This is a genomic window from Leeuwenhoekiella polynyae (genome assembly GCF_004104075.1).
In the GTDB taxonomy this organism is placed as follows: domain Bacteria; phylum Bacteroidota; class Bacteroidia; order Flavobacteriales; family Flavobacteriaceae; genus Leeuwenhoekiella; species Leeuwenhoekiella polynyae.
This window is the reverse complement of record NZ_QOVK01000005.1, coordinates 144,522-169,418: the sequence shown is the minus strand read 5'-3', so window position 1 is coordinate 169,418 and position 24,897 is coordinate 144,522. Positions and strand designations below refer to the sequence as shown.

Annotated in this window: 20 protein-coding genes; 8 read left to right on the top strand and 12 right to left on the bottom strand. The window is 38.7% G+C overall.

The window, feature by feature from the left end:
• Window positions 1-6 precede the first annotated feature (6 nt).
• The 6 genes from ileS to gdhA form a co-directional block, all read right to left on the bottom strand.
• On the bottom strand, window positions 7-3,417 hold the full coding sequence (gene ileS, locus DSM02_RS08460; protein WP_128765208.1) for an isoleucine--tRNA ligase: 3,411 nt from the start codon (window positions 3,415-3,417) through the stop codon (window positions 7-9).
• 88 nt (window positions 3,418-3,505) lie between these two features.
• Window positions 3,506-4,843, bottom strand: coding sequence for a serine hydrolase domain-containing protein (locus DSM02_RS08455; RefSeq protein WP_128765207.1), 1,338 nt, complete (start codon window positions 4,841-4,843; stop codon window positions 3,506-3,508).
• Window positions 4,844-4,877: 34 nt separating this feature from the next.
• Window positions 4,878-7,283 carry a TonB-dependent receptor gene (locus tag DSM02_RS08450; protein ID WP_128765206.1) on the bottom strand — a complete coding sequence of 802 codons (2,406 nt, stop codon included), beginning with the start codon at window positions 7,281-7,283 and terminating at the stop codon, window positions 4,878-4,880.
• Between the two features lie 9 nt (window positions 7,284-7,292).
• Complete coding sequence (recO, locus tag DSM02_RS08445; protein ID WP_128765205.1) at window positions 7,293-8,009, bottom strand: DNA repair protein RecO; 717 nt, start codon at window positions 8,007-8,009, stop codon at window positions 7,293-7,295.
• The gene (gene porZ / locus DSM02_RS08440) at window positions 8,009-10,282 is read right to left on the bottom strand and encodes a type IX secretion system anionic LPS delivery protein PorZ (protein WP_164918266.1); all 2,274 of its coding nucleotides are present in this window, start codon (window positions 10,280-10,282) and stop codon (window positions 8,009-8,011) included. The genes recO and porZ overlap by 1 nt, the downstream gene beginning before the upstream one ends.
• Window positions 10,283-10,386: 104 nt before the next feature.
• Window positions 10,387-11,730 carry an NADP-specific glutamate dehydrogenase gene (gdhA, locus tag DSM02_RS08435; RefSeq protein WP_128765203.1) on the bottom strand — a complete coding sequence of 448 codons (1,344 nt, stop codon included), beginning with the start codon at window positions 11,728-11,730 and terminating at the stop codon, window positions 10,387-10,389.
• Between the two features lie 207 nt (window positions 11,731-11,937).
• Between gdhA and DSM02_RS08430 the strand changes: the two genes are divergently transcribed.
• Entirely contained in the window at window positions 11,938-12,747 is an 810-nt protein-coding gene (locus DSM02_RS08430; protein ID WP_128765202.1) for a THC0290_0291 family protein, read from the top strand.
• A gap of 11 nt (window positions 12,748-12,758) precedes the next feature.
• On the opposite strand, the gene DSM02_RS08425 is transcribed toward DSM02_RS08430, so the two are convergent.
• The gene (locus tag DSM02_RS08425; RefSeq protein ID WP_262707844.1) at window positions 12,759-13,946 is read right to left on the bottom strand and encodes a cystathionine gamma-synthase; all 1,188 of its coding nucleotides are present in this window, start codon (window positions 13,944-13,946) and stop codon (window positions 12,759-12,761) included.
• 63 nt (window positions 13,947-14,009) lie between these two features.
• On the opposite strand from DSM02_RS08425, the gene DSM02_RS08420 reads away from it, so the two are divergent.
• A complete protein-coding gene (locus DSM02_RS08420; RefSeq protein WP_128765200.1) occupies window positions 14,010-14,771 on the top strand; it encodes a DUF3298 and DUF4163 domain-containing protein in 762 nt (253 codons plus the stop codon).
• Here DSM02_RS08420 and DSM02_RS08415 read toward each other — a convergent pair.
• A complete protein-coding gene (locus DSM02_RS08415; RefSeq protein ID WP_128765199.1) occupies window positions 14,755-15,231 on the bottom strand; it encodes a DinB family protein in 477 nt (158 codons plus the stop codon). The genes DSM02_RS08420 and DSM02_RS08415 overlap by 17 nt on opposite strands.
• Before the next feature lie 130 nt (window positions 15,232-15,361).
• On the opposite strand from DSM02_RS08415, the gene DSM02_RS08410 reads away from it, so the two are divergent.
• Window positions 15,362-15,715: an arsenate reductase family protein gene (locus DSM02_RS08410; RefSeq protein ID WP_164918265.1), complete on the top strand. Its 354-nt coding sequence runs from the start codon at window positions 15,362-15,364 to the stop codon at window positions 15,713-15,715.
• Window positions 15,716-15,723: 8 nt separating this feature from the next.
• A complete protein-coding gene (locus tag DSM02_RS08405; RefSeq protein WP_128765198.1) occupies window positions 15,724-16,632 on the top strand; it encodes a DMT family transporter in 909 nt (302 codons plus the stop codon).
• A gap of 68 nt (window positions 16,633-16,700) precedes the next feature.
• Here the strand turns inward: DSM02_RS08405 and DSM02_RS08400 are convergent, their stop codons facing one another.
• A complete protein-coding gene (locus DSM02_RS08400; protein WP_128759698.1) occupies window positions 16,701-17,177 on the bottom strand; it encodes an acyl-CoA thioesterase in 477 nt (158 codons plus the stop codon).
• A gap of 121 nt (window positions 17,178-17,298) precedes the next feature.
• Between DSM02_RS08400 and DSM02_RS08395 the strand changes: the two genes are divergently transcribed.
• The 4 genes from DSM02_RS08395 to treF all read left to right on the top strand — a co-directional run bounded on the left by DSM02_RS08395 (window position 17,299) and on the right by treF (window position 21,572).
• Window positions 17,299-18,321 (top strand): bestrophin family protein, encoded by a 1,023-nt coding sequence (locus tag DSM02_RS08395; RefSeq protein WP_128765197.1) that lies wholly within the window; start codon window positions 17,299-17,301, stop codon window positions 18,319-18,321.
• Window positions 18,321-19,307: a YheT family hydrolase gene (locus DSM02_RS08390; protein WP_128765196.1), complete on the top strand. Its 987-nt coding sequence runs from the start codon at window positions 18,321-18,323 to the stop codon at window positions 19,305-19,307. Before DSM02_RS08395 ends, DSM02_RS08390 begins: the two co-directional genes overlap by 1 nt.
• 55 nt (window positions 19,308-19,362) lie before the next feature.
• Window positions 19,363-19,881, top strand: a complete 519-nt coding sequence (locus tag DSM02_RS08385; RefSeq protein WP_128765195.1) for a plastocyanin/azurin family copper-binding protein — start codon at window positions 19,363-19,365, stop codon at window positions 19,879-19,881.
• Window positions 19,882-19,970: 89 nt separating this feature from the next.
• Window positions 19,971-21,572: an alpha,alpha-trehalase TreF gene (gene treF / locus DSM02_RS08380; RefSeq protein ID WP_128765194.1), complete on the top strand. Its 1,602-nt coding sequence runs from the start codon at window positions 19,971-19,973 to the stop codon at window positions 21,570-21,572.
• Between the two features lie 64 nt (window positions 21,573-21,636).
• Here the strand turns inward: treF and DSM02_RS08375 are convergent, their stop codons facing one another.
• The 3 genes from DSM02_RS08375 to DSM02_RS08365 are packed head-to-tail and all read right to left on the bottom strand — an operon-like array spanning window position 21,637 to window position 24,889.
• Window positions 21,637-22,563, bottom strand: coding sequence for a hydroxypyruvate isomerase family protein (locus DSM02_RS08375; RefSeq protein ID WP_128765193.1), 927 nt, complete (start codon window positions 22,561-22,563; stop codon window positions 21,637-21,639).
• The gene (locus DSM02_RS08370) at window positions 22,563-23,201 is read right to left on the bottom strand and encodes a gluconate 2-dehydrogenase subunit 3 family protein (RefSeq protein WP_128765192.1); all 639 of its coding nucleotides are present in this window, start codon (window positions 23,199-23,201) and stop codon (window positions 22,563-22,565) included. Before DSM02_RS08370 ends, DSM02_RS08375 begins: the two co-directional genes overlap by 1 nt.
• Before the next feature lie 2 nt (window positions 23,202-23,203).
• On the bottom strand, window positions 23,204-24,889 hold the full coding sequence (locus DSM02_RS08365) for a GMC oxidoreductase (protein WP_128765266.1): 1,686 nt from the start codon (window positions 24,887-24,889) through the stop codon (window positions 23,204-23,206).
• Between the last annotated feature and the right edge of the window lie 8 nt (window positions 24,890-24,897).

Genomic DNA, 24,897 nt, shown 5'->3' with positions numbered 1-24,897 from the left:
TTCTATTTACTGTTTTTTTATAGCCAGCTTTGTTTCTACATCGTCAAATGCAATGGCTATACCGTTAGTAACTTGCTCTGCAACTTCGAGTTTTGCGGTGAGCGTCTCCGTTTTAATATACTCTAAATTCTCGTTAACGGCTTGCTCGACCTTACCGTTACGTTGTAATTGTACTTCTATTTTATCGGTCACTTCAAAACCAGAATCTTTTCTTAAGTTTTGAATACGATTTACCAGTTCTCTGGCAATTCCTTCATTTCGCAATTCATCATCTAAAGTAACGTCTAGAGCTACTGTCAACGAACCACTACTTGCAACTAACCATCCCTCAATATCTTGGGAAGTTATTTCTACATCTTCGGGCGCCAAAGTAACACTTTTTCCATTAATGTCCACATTGATTTGCCCCTGATTTTCAATAGTTATGATATCTGCGGCAGTCATCGCGTTAATAGCATTTGCAACCACTTTCATATCTCTACCAAAGCGTGGTCCCAACACTTTAAAATTAGGCTTAATATTCTTAACTAAGATGCCCGAAGCATCATCAATTAGCTCTATTTGCTTAACATTAACTTCAGATTTTATTAAATCTTGCACGGCTTCAATTTCCGCACGTTGCGCTTCATCAAGAACTGGTATCATAATGCGCTGCAAAGGTTGACGCACTTTTATCTTTTCTTTAGCGCGAAGTGAAAGCGTTAATGAGGATATCGTCTGTGCTTTCTGCATTTTATGCTCTAAAGTCGTATCTATAAATGCTGCATTACTCACCGGAAAATCTGCCAGATGCACACTTTCTGAATCTTCTTGCTGCGTTAGACCATTAAGATCTTTATACAAGCGATCCATAAAAAATGGTGCTACCGGAGCTCCTAATTTTGCAACAGTCACTAGGCACTGATAAAGTGTTTGATATGCTGAAATCTTATCATGTGCATACTCACCTTTCCAGTAACGGCGCCGGCTTAAACGCACAAACCAGTTACTCAAATTCTCCTGTACAAAATCTGAAATCGCACGGGTCGCTTTAGTAGGCTCGTACTCTGCATAAAATTTATCTACCTGAGCAATCAACGTGTGTAATTCTGAAAGAATCCAGCGATCAATCTCAGGCCTGTCTTTCCAATCGATATCTGCTTCTGCATACTTAAAATTATCCAGATTGGCATACAACGAGAAGAACGAATAGGTGTTGTATAGTGTACCAAAGAACTTGCGCTGTATTTCGGTAATTCCGTCAAGATCAAATTTCAAATTGTCCCAAGGATTCGCGTTGCTTATCATATACCAGCGCGTTGCATCAGGACCGTAAGTACTTAACGTTTTAAAAGGATCTGCAGCATTACCTAAACGCTTAGACATTTTTTGTCCGTTTTTATCTAAAACCAATCCGTTAGAAACTACATTTTTATACGCCACATCGTCAAAAGTCATTGTAGCAATCGCGTGTAAGGTGTAAAACCATCCACGAGTTTGATCAACACCTTCTGCAATAAAATCTGCCTTGCGCCAGGTATCTTCAACCTTCTCTTTATTCTCAAAAGGATAGTGCCATTGTGCATACGGCATACTTCCGCTATCAAACCACACATCAATTAAATCTGCTTCGCGACGCATTGGTTTTCCGCTTGGTGAAATCAACTTGATCTCATCTACTACATTTTTATGCAGGTCGATTAAACCATAATTGGCTTCACTCATATCGCCCGGCACAAAATCTGCAAACGGATCGGCATCCATCACCCCGGCTTTTACCGCTTCGGTGATTTTTTCTTTTAGTTCGGCAACCGAACCAATGATGATTTCCTCTTTACCATCATCTGTTCTCCAGATTGGCAATGGAATTCCCCAATAACGCGAGCGAGATAAATTCCAGTCGTTGGCATTGGCTAGCCAATTACCAAAACGACCTTCTCCGGTCGCTTTTGGTTTCCAGTTGATGCCTAAATTCAACTCGTGCATACGATCTCGCACATCAGTAACTTTAATGAACCAGGAATCTAATGGATAATATAATATAGGCTTATCGGTACGCCAGCAGTTAGGATAACTGTGCACATACTTTTCTACCTTAAAGGCTTTATTTTCTTCTTTTAGTTTAATGGCGATCTCAACATCTACACTCTTCTCAGGAGCTTTACCGTCGTCATAATATTCGTTTTTAACGTATTTACCTCCAAACTCTTTCAACTCGGGACGGAAACGTCCTTGTAAATCTACAAGCGGCACCAAGTTCCCGTTCTCATCTTTGACAAGCATAGGTGGTACAGGAGGTTCTGCTTGCTTAGCAACCATAGCATCATCTGCACCAAAAGTAGGTGAAGTATGTACAATACCGGTACCGTCTTCTGTAGTCACAAAATCCCCGGAAATCACGCGAAATGCATCCTGCGGATTTTCATGCGGCTGCACATAATCTATCACCGGCTCATAACGCAATTCTAAGAGTTCACTACCTTTAAATTCGGTTAAGATTTGATAGGGTATCTTCTTATCTGCTTCGCTAAAGTTTGTGAAATCTTCGTCACTTTCCGCAGCAAAAAACTTTTTAGTAAACTGTTTACCCACCAAAGCTTTCGCACAAACCACCTGAATAGGCTCAAATGTGTATTGATTGAAGGTTTTACCCAACACATAATCAATCTTTTTACCAACTGTCAACGCAGTGTTAGAAGGCAGTGTCCATGGAGTGGTCGTCCAGGCCATTAAGTATTTTGTTCCTTCAAAAGCCGCAAGCGGAGATGCTTTATACGTATCATCTTCAACGACCTTAAACTGCGCTGTTACCGTAGTATCGGTAACATCTTGATAGGTCCCCGGCTGGTTCAACTCATGCGAACTTAATCCGGTTCCTGCTTTTGGCGAATAAGGTTGTATGGTGTAGCCTTTGTAAATAAGACCTTTATCATAAATATTTTTAAGCAGCCACCATACTGTTTCCATGTATTTAGACTTGTAGGTGATATACGGATCTTCCATATCCACCCAGTAGCCCATTTGCTCAGTAAGATTGTTCCACACATCAGTGTAACGCATTACCGCATTCTTACAAGCTTCATTATATTCTGAAACACTGATTTTTGTTCCGATATCTTCTTTGGTAATACCCAGTTCTTTCTCCACACCCAGTTCTACCGGAAGTCCGTGGGTATCCCAACCGGCCTTACGTTTTACCTGCTTTCCTTTTTGGGTTTGAAAACGACAAAAAATATCTTTAATCGCACGCGCCATAACATGGTGAATACCAGGCATTCCGTTTGCAGATGGCGGACCTTCAAAAAAGATATAGGGATCATTGCCTTCACGGGTTGAAATACTTTTTTCAAAGATGTCGTTTTCCTTCCAATAGGCTAAAATTTCTTCAGCCACTTTAGGCAGGTCAAGTCCTTTATATTCAGGGAACTTTGTGCTCATGATATGCGTTTTCTAATAAGTGTGCAAAATTACGGAATTTAGATTAGAAAAAACCCTATAAAAATATTGGGTTAACGCAACGATAATCTCAATCGTGTTCGCTCTCCAAAACTAAAAGCTCTTTATAAAAAACCTGCATCAATCTAGGACGTATATTAAAATCATAAATCGCTGTATTAGTACGAGAAGGAAATACCCGATTTGACAGAAAAATAAATACGAGTTCATGCTCAGGATCTGCCCAAACAAAAGTACCGGTAAACCCACTGTGACCAAAGCTTGCAGGGCTCACCTCGGGATTGGGATAGGCTTCTACCAGTGGCTTTTCGGCATTGTCCAAATAAGGTTTATCAAAACCCAAACCGCGGCGGTTATCGTTATCCGGATATTGAACCCGGGTAAATTCGCGCATGGTTTTTTCTGAAATATAACGCTTGCCGTCATAGATGCCCATATTCATATACATCTGTATCAGTTTGGCCAAATCAGCTGCGGTCGCAAACAAGCCTGCATTGCCCGAAACACCGCCCATCAAACTTGCATTCTCATCGTGTACCCAGCCTAAAACTTCCGCTTTACGGTAGATGGAATCAGCTTCGGTGGGAATGATGCGTTCCTGTGAAAAACCGTGTTGTTCGGGATTAAACATCAAGGTTTTAGCACCTAGCGGACCGTAAAAATGTTCCTCAAGATACTGCTCGTACGGCACACCGGTTAGGTTCTCCACAATCTGCGGATAGAGCAAAAATGAAAGCCCCGAATAGGTGTATTTCTTCTCTTCGGAAACTTCAGAGCGGTTGATTTTACGATACATTTTGCGCACAAAACGTTTGTTTAACCACAGATTGTTATACGTCTGTACAGAAAAACGGTGGGATTTTTTATCGCGTACAAACCGGTGTTTAAAGCTTACGTCTTTTTTAAGTACATCGCTTAAAAAAATAATATAGGGTTCGAGACCGGCCTGATGTGAAAGAATTTCCCGAAGGGTCAAATCGCGTTTATCGCGGCGGCGTTTCCAGGGGGTCCAGTAGGTGCTAAAAGCTGAATCTAAATCGAGTTTACCTGCATCAACCAGCTTCATAATCGCGGGTAAAGCTGCCGTCACTTTGGTCACCGAAGCCAGGTCGTATAAATCATCGTTTTTAACCGGCTGCAGACTGTCATACGTATGAAACCCATAAGCTTTGTGAAGAATAATACTGCCGTTTTTAGCCACCAACACTTGCGCTCCGGGAAATGCCTGATTTTTAATTCCCAGATTCATTATGGAATCAACTTTGGTATTGATAAAATCAGAATTTACAGGGCGGTAATCGAGTGTATCGTTATATGTACGGTTAGGCGAATAGCTTTGAGCCTGCACAGAAATAATCTGTAACAGTACAAAACCTAAATAGAAAACGTGATGTAGTTTTAAGTTCATCCCGGTTTTAGTTTAGGCTGAAGTTAGTGCATTTCTAAAAACTGTACTTCAACGCCAGAATCAAATTCCTTCCGGGAGCTGAGATTCCTGAAGAATAGGGACGATAGCGTTGATCTGTGATGTTCTCTAGAGCGGCTGTTGCTTTCCAGTTTTGGGCGATCTGGTATTCACTGTAGACATTCAAAGTGTACCAGCGCGGTGAGTACGGATTTCCATCAGCATCCAGCGCGTACAAATAGGCGTTACCCTGTTGCGATGGCGCGAGTTCGTCATAATCAAATTGCCCATTATATTCTGCCGAAGCGTCAAACTTCCAGCGCTTCATACGGTAAATAAGGTGCGTATTTCCAAACAGTGGTGCGGCGTGTCTTAATGGCGCATCGCTACCATCGTCTTCCTCCTGACTTCCTTCGGTAACAGCGATCTGAGAGGTGAGTTTTATGTTTTTAGTAAATAAATATTCTAAACCGGCTTCAACGCCATACACCTCTGCACGTGCAGCATTTTGAATTGCCTGCACAGTACTCGGCTCTCCTTGATAATCTACCGTTGTTGCTCCGTTTAGACTAAAATCACGACGCACAAGCGCATTGTTCAAATGCGTGTAATAGGTTGCGACATCCAGACGTAACTTTTCATCAATACGCCACGCTGCACCCAACTCAGCATTATAGGCATACTCTGCTTTAAGATCGGGATTAGGCACCACCACAGAACCGGGTTCACTATCAAAAATCTTTCCGATATCGTCAATATTGGGTGCTCTAAAGGCTGTACCTAAATTCAGTTTTAAATTGAAATTCTCTGCAGTTTGCCAATTCAAACCGGCATTTCCGGTAAAATTTCCGAAACTTACATCTGCCTTTTCAAATGGAAAATCATAAAAAGTATCGTCAAAAGTGGCATCGATCAATATATGATTGTACCGCAGGCCGGTTTGCAAGGTTAAACTTTCAGCCAAATTGAATTGTCCACTTAAATAGGCTGCCAATGATTGCCAGCTGGAATCATCAGGGTATCGGGTTGCAGTTGCCGCTTGGTCGCCGGTGTTGATATCGGTTTGCTTTCCGTAGGAACCAATTTTATTATACACATATTCCACCCCATAAAACAAACGATTATCATTCAATTTTTTTGTGAAATCTAAATCTAAAGAATAGGCATTCACCTGTTCTTGCGTGGTAAAAAGTATAGGGTCTCCAAAATCACGATCATTCCGACTTTCTTCAAAATATTGAATGGCAACAGTAAGTTTTGCATCGTCATAAAAATCTCCATTACCCTTTTTATCGATTTGCAAATTACCCATAAACCACAATTGCGGCCCATAATACCATTCGGCAGAACGCAATTGATCACCAAGTTTACGAGTTAAACGATCGTAACGCGCATAATCTGAAGTAGTGCTGTAATGTAGCCCCAGATTAAAGTCCCATATATTATTTGGCATGAACCGCACTTTTTGCGTGAGGTTTACTAAATCAAAACCGGTAGGTATTTGCACATTAGGATCATCATTTTCAACAACGGTATCTATGCCATTTTGAGTGACAACATATTCTGGACGCAAGTAATCGTCTGGACCGTGCTCGCCCATACGCAGGTCGTCAAAATCTGAATAGCTAACACTCGTAAGAAAAGCCCATTTTTTAAAACCTAAATTAACATCAACGTGCTCGGTCTTTTCGTTGTTTGCAGTCGCATAACGCGTAAGCGCCATCCCGGAAACCGAAGTGTCATCCTCAAAAGAAAATATAGGTTTTTTGGTATAAAAATTCATTACGCCACCTACCGCATCGCTGCCGTAAACGACAGAACCCGGTCCCAGAATAATTTCGGTCTGATCTATGGTAAAGGGATCTATATTAATCACATTTTGCAAATTTCCTGAACGGAAAATAGCGGTGTTCATGCGCACCCCGTCAACAGTTAATAGCAACCGGTTTGTAGAAAAACCACGTATCATTGGACTACCACCACCCAACTGACTTTTCTGAACAAATACTTGTCCGCTCTGCGTTAAAAAATCTGCTGCAGTTTGTGGGTTCTTAAGTTCTACGTCTTCAGCATCGAGGCTCACTATTTTTTGCGAAATACCTTTAGCTTGTTGCTCAAATTTTGAAACCGAAAGTACGACTTCGTTCAGTTCGTTTTCACTATCAGCCAAGTAAAGCATGTTTCCTTTAGCAATTAATGCAGCCTTTGTTGTTTTTAACGTGAGATGAGAAACGTGCGTTACTATAATTGTTTCAGATTTGCTAAATGCTGAGATATCTGCTGTACCGTCTGCTGCACTCACCACATATGTAGATTTTGCAGTATTGTATAATGCAGCATTTTCAATAGGTTCTTGCGTTTCCTGATCTAAAATTTTAATGACCTGAGCCTGCAAAGAATTTATTGAATAAATAAAAAATAGTAAGGCAATAGTTAATCTCATCAATTAGAGTTAGTTAAAAAGTGAACTGAGAACAGCCAGTGATTTAGGCTTTTTAAAGCCGTGTAAATGTAATTCATAATAGGCCAACAGCATATTTACAAAGTCTGCACGCCTTTTCTGATTGAGCTTTACACTAGAAAGTGTATCAAAATTTATACCCAATAAGGCTTTTAGTGTTTGTAAATTTTCTTCAGAAATACTGTAAAAACGCTCAACAGGCTCAAATGTGCCGGTCTCTAGATTAAAATGTGTATTTTCAATCGCAGAAGTGTCTGGGTAAAACCCTAAATATTTAGTGAGTTCCAGCAAGAAAAATAAATGAAAATTAGCCGTCTGTTGATGCAGGTCAAGCCAAAGAAAAGCATGCTCTAAGAAAGCATAAAGCCCCCGGTTCTCTTCTTCCTCCTGTATTGCGTTACGCAACATTTCAGAAAGAAACAATACCATACTCGACTTTAAAATATCAGTATGCAAACTAACATAAGGCTGAATAACTTTTGCCTCTCTGATGCTCTCAAGCGTACCTTTATCTTTATGCATCGCAACAAGCTCTAACTGGGTTGCCGGTTGAAACATGGCAGTACGAAGCTTTCCTTTTTTTGACTTTAAAATACCTCTTAAAATGTATGATTTAACACCGGCTTCTTCTGTAAAGCAACGCACGATAAGGTCTGCTTCGCCATATTTTAATGCTGAAATCACAATGGCTTTAGTATTGACTAACATCAGCGAATGATCATCAATTTAACGATTTTAGTCTCAACGGCATCTTCGGCAGTAATTAAGATAAAATAAACACCAGACCTTACCTTGTACCTTCCAAAAGCTGTAGTATCCCACTGAATGCTTCCACCCTGCGAAACTTCTTCATAAACCAGATTACCATTCAAATCTGTGATCTTTACATTTGCCCGATCTGTTAAGCCATCAATAGTAACCTGCCCGTTAAAATCAGGGCGAACGGGATTGGGAAATACCCGTGCATTTTCTAAAGTTTCTTGTGCACTTACCGCAGTTCCTGAATAGGAGACCAATCCTAATGGAGTTGCAAAATAAACTTCACCAGATGCATTGTCGATACTAATATCCTGTATCGTATTAGAAGGAAGCGGTGAATTGGAGCGATCAAACTGTTGTAAGGTTTCCTTACCATTAGAGCTGAACTGAAACACACCGCTGTTTACCGTTCCTATCCATTTATTATTGTTACCATCTACGGTAATCGTTTGTATAACCTGATCGTTGAGTAATTCTAAAGCAACACCGTTCTCTTCTATGATCACAGGTTGCGTCTGCAACTCTGCATTCTCAAAAACTTGCGCCGGATTGATTAAAATACGAAGCCCTAAAGTCGTACCAATCCATAACGTACCGTTTGCATCAATTGCTAAAGTCTGCACGTTATCTGAAGGTAGATTTGAACGTTCTGCATTTAAAAGTTGAAAGCTATTTGTATTAGGGTCGTATGCTATCAATCCGCGATTTGAAGACCCAAAATATATAGTTCCTAACCTCCCTATAACGAGTTCTGAATATCCATTTACCTGATCAAAATCTGGTAAAACATCAGCGACAGATATTCCTGCGATCTGGTTTCCGGTTTTACGTGCCAAAGCATTTTCTACTAAGCTGTTTGTCATCCACAGGGTCCCATTACGGTCAAAAGCAGCTCCATTGATACGCACATCTGTAGGATTAATAGAAATATCACTCAGCCCACTATTCGTTTCATCATACAACTGTACCGGTATTTCTTCTGAAATTTCAAGAAGTCCGGCGTTGTACGAACTCATAAAAACCTGACTAACATCCGCCGGATTGTAAGTAATATTTGTGATGCTGTTTGTATTGAGTAAGTCTTCAAAAGGAATATTGTACCAGCCACTTTCTTCGGTTAAATGACTCACTCCGCGGCGCTTTAAAGGATACGGATTGTAAGTAGAAGAATAATCACCATAAACCATCCAAAGTTGCCCCGGTGCCGCTTCAATATTAAACGGATCGTTGCGTAAAGGACCGTCTGGTAAAATCTGCAAAGCGCTAGTGGTATTAGTTTCTGAAGTAATCAGAAGCCCATTAGACTGCGTTCCTAAGTAAATTTGTCCATCCACTGCCAATGCTGTGTTGTAAGTGTCCGGATATTCTGCAAGTGTATTAACTGATGTATTCAAAATACCTGTATCATTATAAATCAAAACTCTACTTTGAAAAATGATTGCTAACGAATTGCCTGATGCTTTTAGCAATGCCGGTACAAACTCAAAAGTTGCAATCGTATTAAAGGTATTTCCATCATATTGCTGCAAGGTTTGATCTCCTTTAACTCCAAAAAGACCATTCTGTAAAGTTTGAATTCCAAGCCAACTGCCAGCATTTACAGTTTCCCAATTATTAAAATCGATCAGGTTTTGTGCAGTGGCTAAAGCTCTTCTCAAACCTCCCGTTGGACAAGCCGCATAAATATATTCATCATATATTGCTGTTTGAATAATGTTTAAACGCGCACCATTATCCCCAATAAAATAGGAATCATCAAACTCTAAACGCGCTAAGTCAAATAGCGAAATCCCAAAACCTGTAGCAATGTATAGGATATTTTCAAATTCGGTAAAGCTGTTGATTATTTTTTCTGACGGAAGGATCACTGGTTTATCACGTATAGCAACAACGGTTGAAACTGATCTATCTGGTCGTACAATATCAACCACTCCCGAAACATAACCCACAAAAAGAATACCTGTGCTTTCACTAAAATGAATGGTACTAATGGCAGAACCCGTTAACCCGTTTATAGTAGAAAGTGTTTCAATTTTGTTTGTAGCAAGCTCATAACTGAATATTGAATTCTGAGCGGCTGCATAGATTTTTGTTTCTCCTTTTGCTACAGCTGTTATGGTATTGTATGAGAAATAACCTGTCCAATTTTGACCAAAGTCTTGCGCCTTCATCTGAAAAAGATGAAAAATCAAAAACAGTAAAACTAAGATTCTGTTTTTCATAAAATGCATTTAGCACAGCAGTTAAAAGTACAATTTATGATATTAAAAAAGGCTTCGGTAATTACCGAAGCCTTTAACTAATTCTTTATATAAAAATGGAATTTCTATACAATTCCCTGAGCAAGCATCGCGTCTGCAACTTTTACAAAACCTGCAACGTTCGCACCTTTTACATAATCTACAAATCCATCTTCTTGTCTACCATATTCTACACAAGCATTGTGAATGTCATACATAATCTCGTGTAACTTTTTATCTACTTCTTCTGCAGACCAGTTATAACGAATACTATTCTGTGACATCTCTAATCCTGATGTTGCGACACCACCTGCGTTAGAAGCTTTACCCGGAGAGAATAAGATCTTCGCTTTTAAGAAAACTTCAATCGCCTCTGGTGTAGAAGGCATATTCGCTCCTTCACCTACAGCCATGACGCCGTTCTTAACGAGCAGTTCTGCATCTTCTTTATCCAGTTCGTTCTGAGTTGCACAAGGCAAAGCAATATCACATTTAATTCCCCAAGGTGCTTTCCCTTCAAGAAACTCTGCTTCAGGATACTTATCTAAATATTCTTTAATACGACCGCGACGCTCATTTTTGATTTCCATGATATACGCGAGCTTTTCTTTACCTATACCGGCCTCGTCGTAAATAAAACCATCAGAATCAGAAAGCGTTACCACTTTTGCATCAAGTTGAGTTGCTTTTTCTGCAGCGTACTGCGCCACGTTACCAGAACCTGAAATTACAACAGTTTTTCCGGCAAGCTTTTCACCAATGTTATTCAACATATATTTAGTAAAATAAACGTTACCATAACCTGTAGCTTCCGGACGAATTTTAGATCCGCCGTAAGAAAGACCTTTTCCGGTTAAAATACCGGTAAATTCATTTTTAATGCGCTTATATTGACCAAACATATAACCAATCTCACGACCACCTACACCAATATCCCCGGCAGGAACATCTGTATTAGGACCAATGTGACGGTATAATTCTGTCATAAAACTCTGGCAAAAACGCATAACCTCAGCATCGCTTTTACCTCTGGGATTAAAATCAGAACCACCTTTACCACCACCCATAGGCAATGAAGTAAGGCTGTTTTTAAATACCTGCTCAAAACCTAAAAATTTTAGAATACTTAAGTTCACAGAAGGATGAAAACGCAAACCACCTTTATAAGGGCCTATTGCAGAATTAAATTCAACACGATATCCTTTATTGATTTGAGTTTCTCCTTTATCATCTACCCAAGGCACTCTAAACAAAATAGCGCGCTCTGGTTCTACCATACGCTCTAAAAGCTTTTTACCCTGATATTTAGGATTTTTTTCTATAAAAGGAATAACAGTTTCTGCTACTTCCTGTACAGCTTGAATGAACTCAGGCTCGTTAGGATTAGCTTTCGCAACAGAATCAACAAAGTTTTTAATGCTATCTGTCATTATAATATTTTTTGAATTTATAATTTTTATTGCTCTTTGGCGATGCAAATATATGATATTGATAAAAATAAGTGTCTAATTTTTAGAAATTCTTAATATTGACACTTCGTTTTTATTATATCTATCATTAAAGTTGTAGTGCGCGAGCAATTTTAGATTAAAACTTCAATTTTACTATATTTGTTGCATCTTAAGTCCCCAAACCTAATGAATACCAGAATTCTAGTTTCGGTATTAACACTCTGCCTGACAATACCTTTCGCCGGTAAGGCACAACTTGCTTTTTCTAACGAAATCGGTGTAATTGCGGGTCCACTTCTTTTTCAGTCTGATTTTGGACTTAGAAACAATTTTGATACTAATATAAATAATCAAGGTTTAGGTATAGGTATCGTGCATTACTTCAACTTCTCTTATCGAGCAGATTGTAATTGCTATACCAGAGATCGCTATTTTAATGATCATTTTAAACTGCGTTCTGAAGCAGATTTGCATTATACTCCTTTTACTCACGAGGGCGTTGAAGCTCAAAAAGATACTCCAGAAAGTCAAGACTTAAGAGATCACAAAGGAAGTTCTCTCGTTTTTGAACTCGGAATGCAGCTTGAGTATTTCCCATTAAGCATACGGGATTTTCAAGCAGGCGGATATAAAATCGCACCTTATATTAGCCTCGGAGCACACTTTGTTTCTTTCAAACCTAAATATTCATCAGTACAAGATGTACCCGGAGCTTCTCCAGAAGATATCTATTTTGACCGCTTTTTAATAGGCGATGGTGGCGAATTAGGCGGTATTAGTGATGATTCAGGAACGACTTGGGCGCTAACCGGTAGTGTGGGCATTCGATACAAACTCACTACATTAAGTGATATCAATTTAGAATTAAGATATCACAAATATTACTCCAACTGGGTAGACGGCTTAAACCCTGATCCTGAATTTTACCCACCTAACAAATACGATGATTCTATCGTATGGCTAAACATTGGCTACATCTATTATCTGAATTTTTAAGAACGTACAGCCTAATCTAAAGCTTGTTGTAAATCTGCTAAAAGGTCTTCTGCATCTTCTATGCCTACACTTAAACGTATTAAGGAATCTTTTATTCCTGTTTTTTGACGTTCTTCTTTAGGGATACTGGCGTGCGTCATACTCGCAGGATGGCCAGCAAGACTTTCTACACCGCCTAAACTTTCGGCCAACGTAAATACTTTTAATTTTTCAACAACCTCAACAGCGCCTTCAAGCGAATCTTTTTTTGTTGTAAATGAAACCATTCCTCCAAAATCTTTCATCTGCTTTTTTGCGATATTGTGATTAGGATGATCTTCAAAACCCGGCCAATATACTTTATCTACCTTAGGGTGATTCTTTAAAAACTCAGCAACTGCTTTTCCATTTTCACAATGACGTTGCATACGCACATGTAGCGTTTTAATTCCGCGAAGGGCCAAAAAACTATCTTGTGGACCACAAACAGCTCCACTTGCATTTTGAATAAAGTACAACTTATCTGCAAGCTCTTTATCTCTTACAATGAGACCGCCCATTACCAAATCACTATGACCACCCAAATATTTTGTAACACTGTGCATAACCAAATCTGCTCCCAAACCTAGCGGCTGTTGTAAATAAGGCGTCGCAAAAGTATTGTCTACTGCCAATAGGATTTTGTGCGCTTTAGCAACTTGAGCAACCGCTTCGACATCTATAATATTCATCATTGGATTAGTTGGCGTCTCTACCCAAATCAACTTAGTCTTATCTGTGATTACAGACTCAATTGCAGCGGTATCTTGCATGCTTACAAAATGAAATTTAAGACCAAAATCCTCAAAAATCTTAGTAAATAATCGATAAGACCCCCCATACAAATCATTAGTAGATATGATCTCATCTCCTGGTTTAAACATCTTCAAAACCGCATCAATTGCAGCAAGACCAGAGCCAAAAGCTAGCCCAAACGCTCCATTCTCTAAACTGGCTAAAGCATCTTCTAGAGCTTTACGAGTAGGATTTCCGCTTCGCGAATATTCAAAACCTTTATGACCACCCGGAGTAGACTGCGCATAAGTTGACGTTTGATAAATAGGAGGCATCACGCTTCCGTATGCAGGGTCTGTATTGTGTTGACCACCGTGAATAGTTTTGGTATTGAATTTCATAATTCTTAATCTTTCATTAAATCTATTCGTAAATGTAGGAAGCAAGAAACCTATTCCCAAAATTGCTTGTACCTTTATTCTTTGTTTAACACCAAAACCATAGTTGCCTTGAAGAAAATCATTTCAATACTGACCATTATTGTTGTACTTATCAGTTGTGAAAAAAAAGAAACTCCGTTAGTATTTGATACTAAAACCTATAATCCTGAAAATTTAGACGCTTGCGACAAAGGAATGTGTCCTGTGATCAAAATCGAAAAACTCACTGCCTCCGGTAATGATAATTTTTCTGATACGATTAATAAAGCCATTGAACAGGTGCTTGTGAATACACTTACTATTTCACCAGATGACAGCCAAAATATCAAAACATTAGATCAGGCGTTAGCAAACTTCATCACCAGCTATCGTGCTTACCGCAATGATTTTCCTGAAGCTGCTATTGAATATGAAATAAACAGTAAGTCTCAAATTAGCTATGAGAGTGAAAATGTATTGAGTATCATTTTTGACAACTATTCCTATTGGGGTGGAGCACACGGTTATGGCAGCACCACCTACATCAATTTTGATAAAGAAACCCACGAGCAACTTTCTAAAGAAGCTTTATTCTCCGATAAAGCCGGTTTTTTAAAATTTACCGAAGGTCAATTTAGAAATCAAAAAGGTATTTCTGAACGTGAAAATATCAACAGCAGCGGTTACTCTTTTGAAAATGACACTTTTTCTTTACCTGAAAACATAGGGTTTAAAGACGATAAGATCATACTTATTTACAATCCTTATGAAATTGCCTCTTATGCAGATGGCCAGATTATTTTAGAATTCCCTATTACAGAAGTTCAAAAATACCTTAGACCAAACCTATAGCGTGACGTAAAGCTAAGACAGAACCTAAGTGAATCCCCTCGTGGAAATTGTTATAAGAGATTGCCTCCTCAACATTACTCAACGTACTATCCATTGATGTGGTAATGGTATTGTAGGTTTTAAAGACACCGGCCTCATAATCTTTTGCTGTTTGATCTAGCGTAGTGAATAACAATTCTTTTATCTCATCTACTTCTGCCTGAGAAGCATCTGCTTCAGGCTTTGTACCTTTTCTGTATTTATCAATAATCTCTTCAGAAACTAATACCGGCACGTTTGAGAACTTATAAACCAGTATTTGCTGTGTAGCCACAAGATGTGCTATATTCCAAAAAATAGTATTGTTATAGCCCTCTGGTATTTTGTTTAAATCTTCGAGAGAAATTGTCTCGAGGTAGTTTTTTAAGATTACCCGAGTTTTATAAGTGATTTTTAAAGCGTAGTCAAAAGTGAATGCCATCTGTATAATTTTAATCAAAAATACCTTTTTACAGCGAAAAGCAATTACTTTGCACCCGTAAACTGTGTTTCTAAAAAACAAAACACAGCTTGAATTTTTTAAGTAATTATAAATTTTAAAATCTGTTGTTTTGAAGAAAATATATTACCTCTCAACTTGCGATACCTGTAAACGAATTATGGATGAGATCGAATTACCTTCTGCGTTTATCAAACAGGATATTAAAACAGACCCTATTACTGAAGAGCAACTTGACCAACTCTATAATTTAAGCAATAGCTATGAAGCTTTATTTAATAAACGTGCTCGTCTATATAGAGAACGAGGTCTGAATAATGAGAATCTTAGTGAAGATGATTTTGAAGAACTTATTCTGGAGCAATACACGTTTTTAAAAAGACCAGTGATCGTAAATAATGATCAGATCTTTATAGGCAACAGCAAAAAGACGGTTGCAGCGGCAAAAGAGGCTATACATTCTTAAACAGATTTATGAACAAGCGCATGCTTGCACTTGCTGCAGCAACAGGAGCCAGTACTATTTACGGTATTAACCATACACTTGCTAAAGGTGTTATGCCTGACTATATAGGCGCTTATGGTTTTATTCTATTACGCGTACTGGGTGCCTCTGTTCTCTTCTGGTCGATAAGTATTTTTACAAAATCAGAAAAAGTAGATCCCGCTGATTACTGGCGATTTCTGGGATGTGCTGTCTTTGGGATGTTTGTAAATATGCTTGCTTTTTTTAAAGGATTGAGCCTGTCAACTCCTATAAACAGTTCAGTTATTATCACGCTGAGTCCGGTTATTCTTTTGATTCTATCAGCCCTTTTTTTAAAAGAAAAAATAACCTGGGTAAAGACAGTTGGTATTTTTACCGGAATGCTTGGCGCATTGATTCTGGTGTTATTTGGAGCTTCAGAACAACCTAATGCTCCTAATATTCCGCTAGGGAATTTACTGTTTTTTGTAAATGCGGGCACCTATGCCGTCTATCTCATACTCGTAAAGCCCATTACCTCAAAATATTCAACCATTACTTTGATGAAATGGTTCTTTCTAACCGGTGTAGTCTTAAACCTTCCATTCACATTATCAGAATTTACAGATGTAGACTGGTTAGAGCTTCCGCCTCGCGCAATAGGGATTATGATCTTTGTAGTTGTAGGGACAACCTTTTCTACCTATTTACTCAACTTATATGCATTAAAAACGCTCAAAGCGTCTACCGTAGGAGCATTTATTTACTTACAACCGGTAATTGCCGTGATCTTTGCTATGCTGGTAGGCGCAGATAAAATAACACCAGTGCGAGCGGGAGCAGCTCTTTTAATTTTTGTCGGAGTTTACCTTTCTACCCGAAACAAGACACCTTTTGAAAAGCCCAAAAGTCATTAAAAGAAGACAACTTTTGACTTCGGGACAGTCTCAGAAAATTTAGATCTCAATTATCTAGTAAAAATAACTTAGTCTAGATCTTTCGGCTTTTTACCAAATTTACGCGTATCCTCCTTAGTAATGATTTTAAAATCATCAGTATGATCTAGAGATGAGAGGTTTTTATAGAGTTCTTCTGGTAAAGCGATAAGCTTGCGCTCTTTTAAATCAATCCAGGCTCCCATCATTTCACAACTAGCAAAATTTCGGCCTTTGTAATCGTAGAAGTTATGTACAAATTCAAAATACATTCCGTCATCTGAAATACCCTTTAACTGAAGTGTAACACGCACCGGCTTCCCGGCAAATACTTCTTTAAAATAATACATATGCTCATAAAAAACCACCGGACCTATACTGTGTTTTGCCATTTGTTGCTGTCCAAAACCGTTTTCCATCAAAAAAGCCATTCGGGTATGACTCATAAAATTGATATAAGCGCTATTGGCAAGGTGTCTATTAGCATCTATATCACTCCAGCGTATCTCAAATTCTTTAGTATACATAGTTTCTCAATTAGAAAACAAAGATACCTAAAAGTACTGTGCGTGCATACTATTTTAAAATTACCTTAATAGTTCTGCTATTCTGTACATTCAAAGTATCTTTAAAAACAAAAGAACACCAATGCTCATCAAAAGAAATATTAGCTGGAAGCTTATTCTACGCTATACCTGGAAAAACCTCGTATTTTTCCTTATTTATTCACTTGTCATATTTTACCTGTATCACGATCTGGGTTGGGAATTTATGGATATTCCTTTTGAACCATTAACCGTAATTGGTATTGCGGTATCTTTTTATCTGGGTTTTAAAAACAGTCAGAGTTATGATCGTTTTTGGGAAGGAAGAAAGATCTGGGGAATGATCGTAAACTGGAGTCGTACTTGGGGAATACGGGTATTGAGTCTTATCGATTTTGAAGATAAAGAGGCTGAAAAAGAAATTAAAAGAGATTTGATTTACCGACATATCGCCTGGCTCAATGCGTTACGTGTACAACTACGTCAGCCACGCTCCTGGACACTACAAGAAGGTGCATTAGTAGAGCGACTATTTGATCGTCATGCAGAGCGGAATATTGAAAGTAACCAAGCCTATCAATTTGTAGGACAGGATGAATATGAAGAAATTAAAAAACGAGAAAACCCGGCAACGCATCTTATAAAAAATCAAAGTTTAATCATTCAGCGTCTCAGAAAAGACAATGTGATAGATGGTTTTCAAGAAATGCAACTTCAGGAGGCTCTGGCTAAGTTTTATGATTTTCAGGGAATGTGCGAGCGCATAAAAAACACACCGTTCCCCAGACAATACGGGTATTTCTCTAAACTATTTACATGGATTTTTGCGCTTTTGCTTCCGCTAGGTTTACTTAATATTTTTGAAATTCACGTAACAGATTCAGTACATCCTTCGCAGCAAATTTCAATTTTATTCCTGCAAATGATCCCCTTCACCATTCTCATAATGTGGATTTTCACCACTATGGAATATATAGGCGATAACAGTGAAGATCCTTTTGAGGGCAAGGCAAATGACGTACCTATGACTGCACTGTGCCGCACCATAGAGATAGATCTACGCGATATGCTCAATGAGAAAGATTTACCAAAATCAATAAAACCAAAAGGAGAAATATTGTATTAATGCCCCTTGTCTCATCTACATACAAACCTAAAACTCCGTTTACAAACGGTCACTTTAATACCATTTATGCGGCAAAAATACGACGTATAAAAGGTGTTACTTACAACAGGGAGCGCATCACCCTAAGTGATGGGGATTTTCTAGATGTAGACTTTAGTTTTTCGCAGAGCGAGAAAAAGAGCTCACAAATGACTATCCTTGTTCACGGTCTTGAAGGTCACGCAAAAAGACCTTATATGCAGGGTACAGCACGCATTCTAAATCAGAATGATTTTGACTGCGCTTCTATTAATCTTAGGGGTTGCAGCGGAGAAGACAACACAAAAATTCGTTCGTATCACTCTGGTGCTTCTGAGGATCTTGCAGATGTTGTAAATTATATTGTCTCAAAAAATAAATACAAAGCAATCTACTTGTGCGGTTTTAGCTTAGGTGGTAATATCATTTTAAAGTATTTAGGTGAAACCCGAGATCGACCTGACCTAATACAAGCAGCCGTTGCTGTTTCTACACCGGTTGATCTTTACGGTTCTTTAGGAGCACTACAAAAACGAACTAACTGGGTTTATCGGTGGTCTTTTCTTAAAGATCTCAAGAAGAAATATAATGCAAAGTTAAAAGTATTTCCTAACGAATTGAGCAAAGAAAACAAAAGCAAAATAAAGTCGCTTTTGCTTTTTGATGAGCTGTACACAGCACCTGCAAATGGTTTTGAGAATGCGCTAGACTATTATAAAAAAAGCAGCAGTAAGCAGTTCTTAGGGAATATAAACATCCCTACGCTTATCATTAATGCTTTTGACGATTCATTTTTAAATGAGAAATGTTACCCCAAAAAAGAAGCAGAACAGAATAAAAACCTTTACTTAGAAATACCTGCTTTTGGAGGTCACGTAGGGTTTATGACCTCAAATGAAGTTAGTTATAATGAAAAAAGAACCTTATATTTTTTTAATTCACAGAAAAAAGAAAAGAGCCTCAGATAAGTCTTGCAGTACGCTTATATCTTGTGTATATTAGCAATTACCTAAATAAATACTAATGAAAACTTTAAAAATCACCCTTCTTTTTGCGCTTTCCTTAATTTTAGTGAATTGCGGCGATGACAAAAAGAAAGAAGAAAAAGAATCTGTAAAAATTGGAGCAAGTTCTTCTTCGTCTTCAAGTGCAAAAAAATCTGACGAGAATGTGACTGAGGTTGTTCTTCTTGCGACAGATATGATGCAATTTGATAAAAATGAAATACGCGTACCTGCAGGTAAAAAAGTAAAACTTACCTTACGTCACACCGGCAAACAACCAGTAGAAGTTATGGGTCACAACTTTGTGCTTTTAACTATGGGGACTGAGATTCCTGCTTTTGGAGCTAAAGCTTCTGCTGCACGTGATAATGGTTATATCCCAGAAGGTACAGACGCTGTAATTGTACACACAAAAATGCTAGGTGGTGGTCAATCTGACACAATAGAATTTGATGCTCCAGAGCCCGGTACTTATGATTTTATCTGTAGTTTCCCTGGTCACTATAGTGTGATGAAAGGAAAGTTTATCGTAGAGTAAACACTTCTTTTTCAAATATAATTTAACGCCCAAAAGTTATCCGAAGTGATTAATTTTTGGGCGTTTTCAGCTTAAAAAAGTAAAAAATCATGGTCACTAATTATTTTAAAATACTCGCCCTTTTATTGGTACTTATTGTTTCCTCTTGTAAAAATGAATCACAAACTGATGCTTCAGATCTGGTTGTAAATTTTCCGGATAAAGACCTCAACCCTATAGATCGCTACGGAGATTTACTTGTGGCTGTGCAGACCAATCGTATTTTTCCTGACGGAAAGACTTTTGTAGACTGCGAACCTAAAATTCCATCAGAAGAGATTCTAAAAGAATATAATTCCCAGAAAGATGAAGAAGGTTTTGACCTTAAATCTTTTGTTTTAGAATATTTCACGTTGCCTGACACACCCACTTCAAATTTTGAGTCAGACACTACACGTTCTACTACCGAACACATTAATGCACTCTGGTCGTATTTAAAACGAGATGCCGATGCCGTAGAAAACGGTTCGAGAATCGCATTACCTAATGCTTATATTGTTCCGGGAGGTCGCTTTCAAGAAGTATATTATTGGGATAGTTATTTTATTCTTTTAGGGCTTAAAGAAGCTGGTGAAATCGAATTGATAGAGAATATACTTGATAACTTTGCATATCAAATAAATACTATTGGTTTTATTCCTAACGGAAACCGAACCTATTATGTAGGTAGATCTCAACCGCCATTTTTTGCAGAAATGGTAAATCTTCTCGCCGGTATTAAAGATGAGAAAACCGTTTATCTAAAATATCAAGATGCTTTAGAAAAAGAATATGAGTTTTGGATGAAAGGTGCCAATGCGTTAACAGAAAAAGGAGCTACAGGTCGTGTTGTAAAATTAGGTGACGGTCATATTCTTAATAGATATTTTAGCAATACACAAACACCAAGAGCAGAGAGCTATCTTGAAGATATTACTACAGCTGAAGAGTCTGGCCGTAAAGCTTCAGAAGTATATTTAAATATTTCGGCGGCGTGTGAGAGCGGTTGGGATTTTAGCAGCAGATGGTTTGCAGACCCTGATGATATTGCCACCATTCAAACTACTGATATCATTCCGGTAGATTTAAATGCTCTGCTGTATAACCTTGAGGAAACTCTAGCTAAAGCTCGTAGATTTAATGATAATACTGAAGGTGCAGAGCAAATGGTAAAGGCTGCTTCTGATCGTAAAGATGCGATTGACGCTTATTTATGGGATGCCTCAAAAAACACTTATATAGATTATAATTTAGCTTCAGAAACGATTTCACCTACTCTTTCACTAGCAATGGTTTATCCACTTTATTTTAAAGTCGCATCTCCTCAACAAGCAGAAGCCGTGAGCAAAACTTTAGAAACTCAATTTTTAAAACCGGGCGGACTCGTAACTTCTTTGGTGAACAACAAGCAACAATGGGACAGTCCTAACGGATGGCCTCCGCATCAATGGCTGGCGGTACGCGGACTTCAAACATATGGGTTTAATAATTTAGCTGAAGAAATTAGCACGAGGTGGTTACACCTCAATGACCGGGTCTATAAACGCACCGGTAAAATGCTTGAAAAATACAACGTTATAGATACTACCCTCGTCGCCGGTGGCGGCGAATATCCCACACAGGATGGCTTTGGGTGGACTAATGGAGTCTATTTAGACCTGAAAAAAGATTAGACCACAAAAAGTCAATCAAAAAAAGAGACTTCAAATAAAGTCTCTTTTTTTATTTAGAAGTTTTTTATAGAAAATTATCGCAGCTCACATAAGCATCTATGACAGCCTGTTCTCCTGCTGCTCCCGGCATAGAGTTACCGTGTTCCATACCCAGAACTCCGGTGAAGCCTTTTTCATAAATATGCTTAAAAATATTCTTATAATTGATCTCACCGGTAGTAGGCTCTTTTCTTCCGGGATTGTCTCCCATTTGAAAATATGCGATCTCATCCCAGGAAGCATCAATGTTAGGAATTAAGTTTCCTTCCTGAATCTGCTGATGATACACATCAAAAAGTATCTTACACGAAGGGCTATCAACCGCTTTACAAATTTGATATGCTTGTGGACTTTCTTTTAAAAATAATCCGGGGTGATTGTAAAAGTTAAGAGGCTCTAAAACCATTATGATTCCGTGAGGCTCTAATAAAGCAGTAGCTTGCTTTAGGCTCTCTACTACGTGAGCCGTCTGATAATTGATATCCTGCGTCATATCTACATAACCCGGCACAACGGTAACCCACTTTGCATTTACGCGTTTAGCAACCTCTATAGAAGCTTTAATGTCTGCTAGAAACTCGTCGCGTTTGTCCTTTTTTCCACTTGTAAGGTTAGGCTCTGTCCAATAAATCTTGTGGGCTACAAAAACACCCATTTGTAAACCACGTTTTTGCATCACATCTGCCATTTGCTGTTGCAAAGCCACAGAGCGATCACGCATAGTATTATCTTCAAAAGCAGTAAAGCCCTGATCTGCCATAAAATTTAACTGATCTATAGGGTCATCGCCTGCCAGATTTTTAAACATCCCTAAATGGGGAGCATAATTTAGATTGAATTGATGATAAGGAGTGACACCTAAACCTTCTTGCATCGCAAAAAGCTTAGGCCCATTTAAAGCCAAAAAGGAACCACTTAAGGCTCCTTTCTGTATAAAATTTCTACGTTTCATTATAACGACATTACTTTACCTCCACCAGCTTCAGATTCTGGTAAGCAGCCTATGTAAGCTCCTGGAATCGGGTCATACCAAAGTACGTTCTCACCTACAGCCTCGCTGTTTTTCCAAGCCCAGATCCCTAAATCTCGTACTACACCCAGATACGCATAAGAACCTGCATGTGCATCAAAGCCTGCTTTAGGAGCCTCAGGATCCTGAGTTTCTGAAATTCGCTTCACATAGGCATCACGAGTTTCTTTATCTGCCCCTAAATATTTAGCGACAGCTTTCTCAAAATCTTCGGCTTCTCCGTCGCTTAATTCTTTATCAAAATTTTCTTTAAAGCTTAATGCAAATGCATTAGCTCCAGACTTAAATTCTTCTTTTTGCTTATCACCCGCAACCTCATCCATATAACTGTCTATGAACTGAGCTATGTTTAATTCTGATGCTCCGGGAGTATCGCTCTTTGGTAGAATTACATCTAAAACCTGAGTCAATGCAAAACCGTTAGCAACATTTAAGAAAACAGGTTGCCATTCATTTTTTGGTTCGCTCTTACAACTTTGCAATAAGTTAAAAACTGCTGGAGCAACGGCTACATAACCAGCGCCCAGACCTATATTTTTTAATACTTGTCTTCTTTTCATAATTAAGCGAATTTTCCATTTTTAAATTGTTCTGCCGCATGATTAGCTGCTCTTGCAGTAAATGCCATATAAGTTAATGACGGATTCACACAACTTGCTGAAGTCATAAAAGAACCATCTGTAACATAAACATTAGGTACAGCGTGCAGTTGATTATTCCCGTTAAGTACAGAAGTTTTAGGATCTCTTCCCATACGAGCAGTTCCCATCTCGTGAATACCTAAACCAGGTGCACCGGGATTATCGTAAGTCTGCACATCTTTAAAGCCTGCATTAGTTAACATATCTGCTGCCTGCTGCTTCATATCTTTACGCATCTCCCACTCATTCTCTTTCCATTCAGCATCAAAGGTAATAGTAGGTAATCCCCACTTATCTACTTTATCATAATCTAGGGTCATTTTATTCTCGTGATACGGTAAACATTCACCAAAAGCATTAATACCTATAGTCCAACCTCCCGGTTCTGAAATAGCTTTCTTAAGATCTTCACCATATTTCATTTCAGAAATCGCTTCAGTCCAGTCTCCTCGACTTGCTCCACCTTGGTATCCATAACCACGCTTAAAGTTAGGTTGATCAGAATCCCCACCTACATTTCTAAACCTAGGGATGTAAAGTCCGTTGGCACGGCGACCTTTATAATACTTATCTTCAAAACCATCAAACTTTGCAGATGCTCCTACATTAAAATGATGATCCATAATATTATGGCCCAACTCTCCACTATCATTACCCAATCCTTCAGGAAAACGATCTGACTTAGATTGCATTAAAATAGATGCTGAGGCGATTGCTGATGCACACAAGAAAACAATTTTTGAGTTAAAAACCATCTCTTCTTTGGTCTCAGCATCAATAACCTTAACTCCCGTAGCAAGCTTTGTAGTATCATCATAGATAACTTCACTTACAATACTAAATGGTCTTAACGTCATATTACCGGTACGTTCTGCAGCTGGTAAAGTAGATGAGTTAGAACTAAAATAAGCTCCAAAAGGACACCCACGCATACAGCGATTTCTATATTGACAAGCAGAACGTCCTTCAAATGTTTTATCTGTATACGTTATATGCGCTGTACGACCTATAGTAAGTAAGCGGTCTTTATAATTTTGCGCCATGTTCTTCTTGAGGTGTTCTTCAACACAGTTCAACTCCATTGGCGGGCCAAAATTACCATCAGGCAACTGTGGCAGACCTAAGTTTTCACCACTTACCCCAATGTATTCTTCAACTTTATCATACCAAGGGGAGATATCTTTATAACGCACGGGCCAGTCAACAGCTATACTCTCTTTTTTGTTTGCTTCAAAATCTATATCGCTCAAGCGATAACTCTGACGTCCCCACATAATAGAGCGACCCCCTACGTGGTAACCACGCATCCAGTCAAAACGCTTAGTTTCGTTATAAGGATGTTCTAAGTCATTTACAAAGAAATGGCTGTGAGCCTTGTTTGTAGTATAGCCGGTACGGGCTTGCTTAAATTGTTTAGCCTCTTCCTCTTTAGTAGGTTGCCCCTTAAATTTAAAATCCCAGGGATCCATATTCATAGTCGGGTAATCTTCAATATGTTTTACCATACGCCCCCGCTCAAGAACTAAAGTCTTTAGTCCGTTTTCACACAATTCTTTGGCAGCCCAGCCACCACTAATTCCTGTACCCACCACAATGGCATCATACATTTCTTCAG

Excerpts from the sequence above, each read along its gene's own strand:
- ileS (WP_128765208.1), bottom strand. The coding sequence starts at position 3,417 with ATGAGCACAAAGTTCCCTGAATATAAAGGACTTGACCTGCCTAAAGTG.
- DSM02_RS08455 (WP_128765207.1), bottom strand. The coding sequence starts at position 4,843 with ATGAACTTAAAACTACATCACGTTTTCTATTTAGGTTTTGTACTGTTA.
- DSM02_RS08450 (WP_128765206.1), bottom strand. The coding sequence starts at position 7,283 with ATGAGATTAACTATTGCCTTACTATTTTTTATTTATTCAATAAATTCT.
- recO (WP_128765205.1), bottom strand. The coding sequence starts at position 8,009 with ATGTTAGTCAATACTAAAGCCATTGTGATTTCAGCATTAAAATATGGC.
- porZ (WP_164918266.1), bottom strand. The coding sequence starts at position 10,282 with ATGAAAAACAGAATCTTAGTTTTACTGTTTTTGATTTTTCATCTTTTT.
- gdhA (WP_128765203.1), bottom strand. The coding sequence starts at position 11,730 with ATGACAGATAGCATTAAAAACTTTGTTGATTCTGTTGCGAAAGCTAAT.
- DSM02_RS08430 (WP_128765202.1), top strand. The coding sequence starts at position 11,938 with ATGAATACCAGAATTCTAGTTTCGGTATTAACACTCTGCCTGACAATA.
- DSM02_RS08415 (WP_128765199.1), bottom strand. The coding sequence starts at position 15,231 with ATGGCATTCACTTTTGACTACGCTTTAAAAATCACTTATAAAACTCGG.
- DSM02_RS08405 (WP_128765198.1), top strand. The coding sequence starts at position 15,724 with ATGAACAAGCGCATGCTTGCACTTGCTGCAGCAACAGGAGCCAGTACT.
- DSM02_RS08400 (WP_128759698.1), bottom strand. The coding sequence starts at position 17,177 with ATGTATACTAAAGAATTTGAGATACGCTGGAGTGATATAGATGCTAAT.
- DSM02_RS08395 (WP_128765197.1), top strand. The coding sequence starts at position 17,299 with ATGCTCATCAAAAGAAATATTAGCTGGAAGCTTATTCTACGCTATACC.
- DSM02_RS08390 (WP_128765196.1), top strand. The coding sequence starts at position 18,321 with ATGCCCCTTGTCTCATCTACATACAAACCTAAAACTCCGTTTACAAAC.
- DSM02_RS08385 (WP_128765195.1), top strand. The coding sequence starts at position 19,363 with ATGAAAACTTTAAAAATCACCCTTCTTTTTGCGCTTTCCTTAATTTTA.
- treF (WP_128765194.1), top strand. The coding sequence starts at position 19,971 with ATGGTCACTAATTATTTTAAAATACTCGCCCTTTTATTGGTACTTATT.
- DSM02_RS08375 (WP_128765193.1), bottom strand. The coding sequence starts at position 22,563 with ATGAAACGTAGAAATTTTATACAGAAAGGAGCCTTAAGTGGTTCCTTT.
- DSM02_RS08370 (WP_128765192.1), bottom strand. The coding sequence starts at position 23,201 with ATGAAAAGAAGACAAGTATTAAAAAATATAGGTCTGGGCGCTGGTTAT.
- DSM02_RS08365 (WP_128765266.1), bottom strand. The coding sequence starts at position 24,889 with ATGTATGATGCCATTGTGGTGGGTACAGGAATTAGTGGTGGCTGGGCT.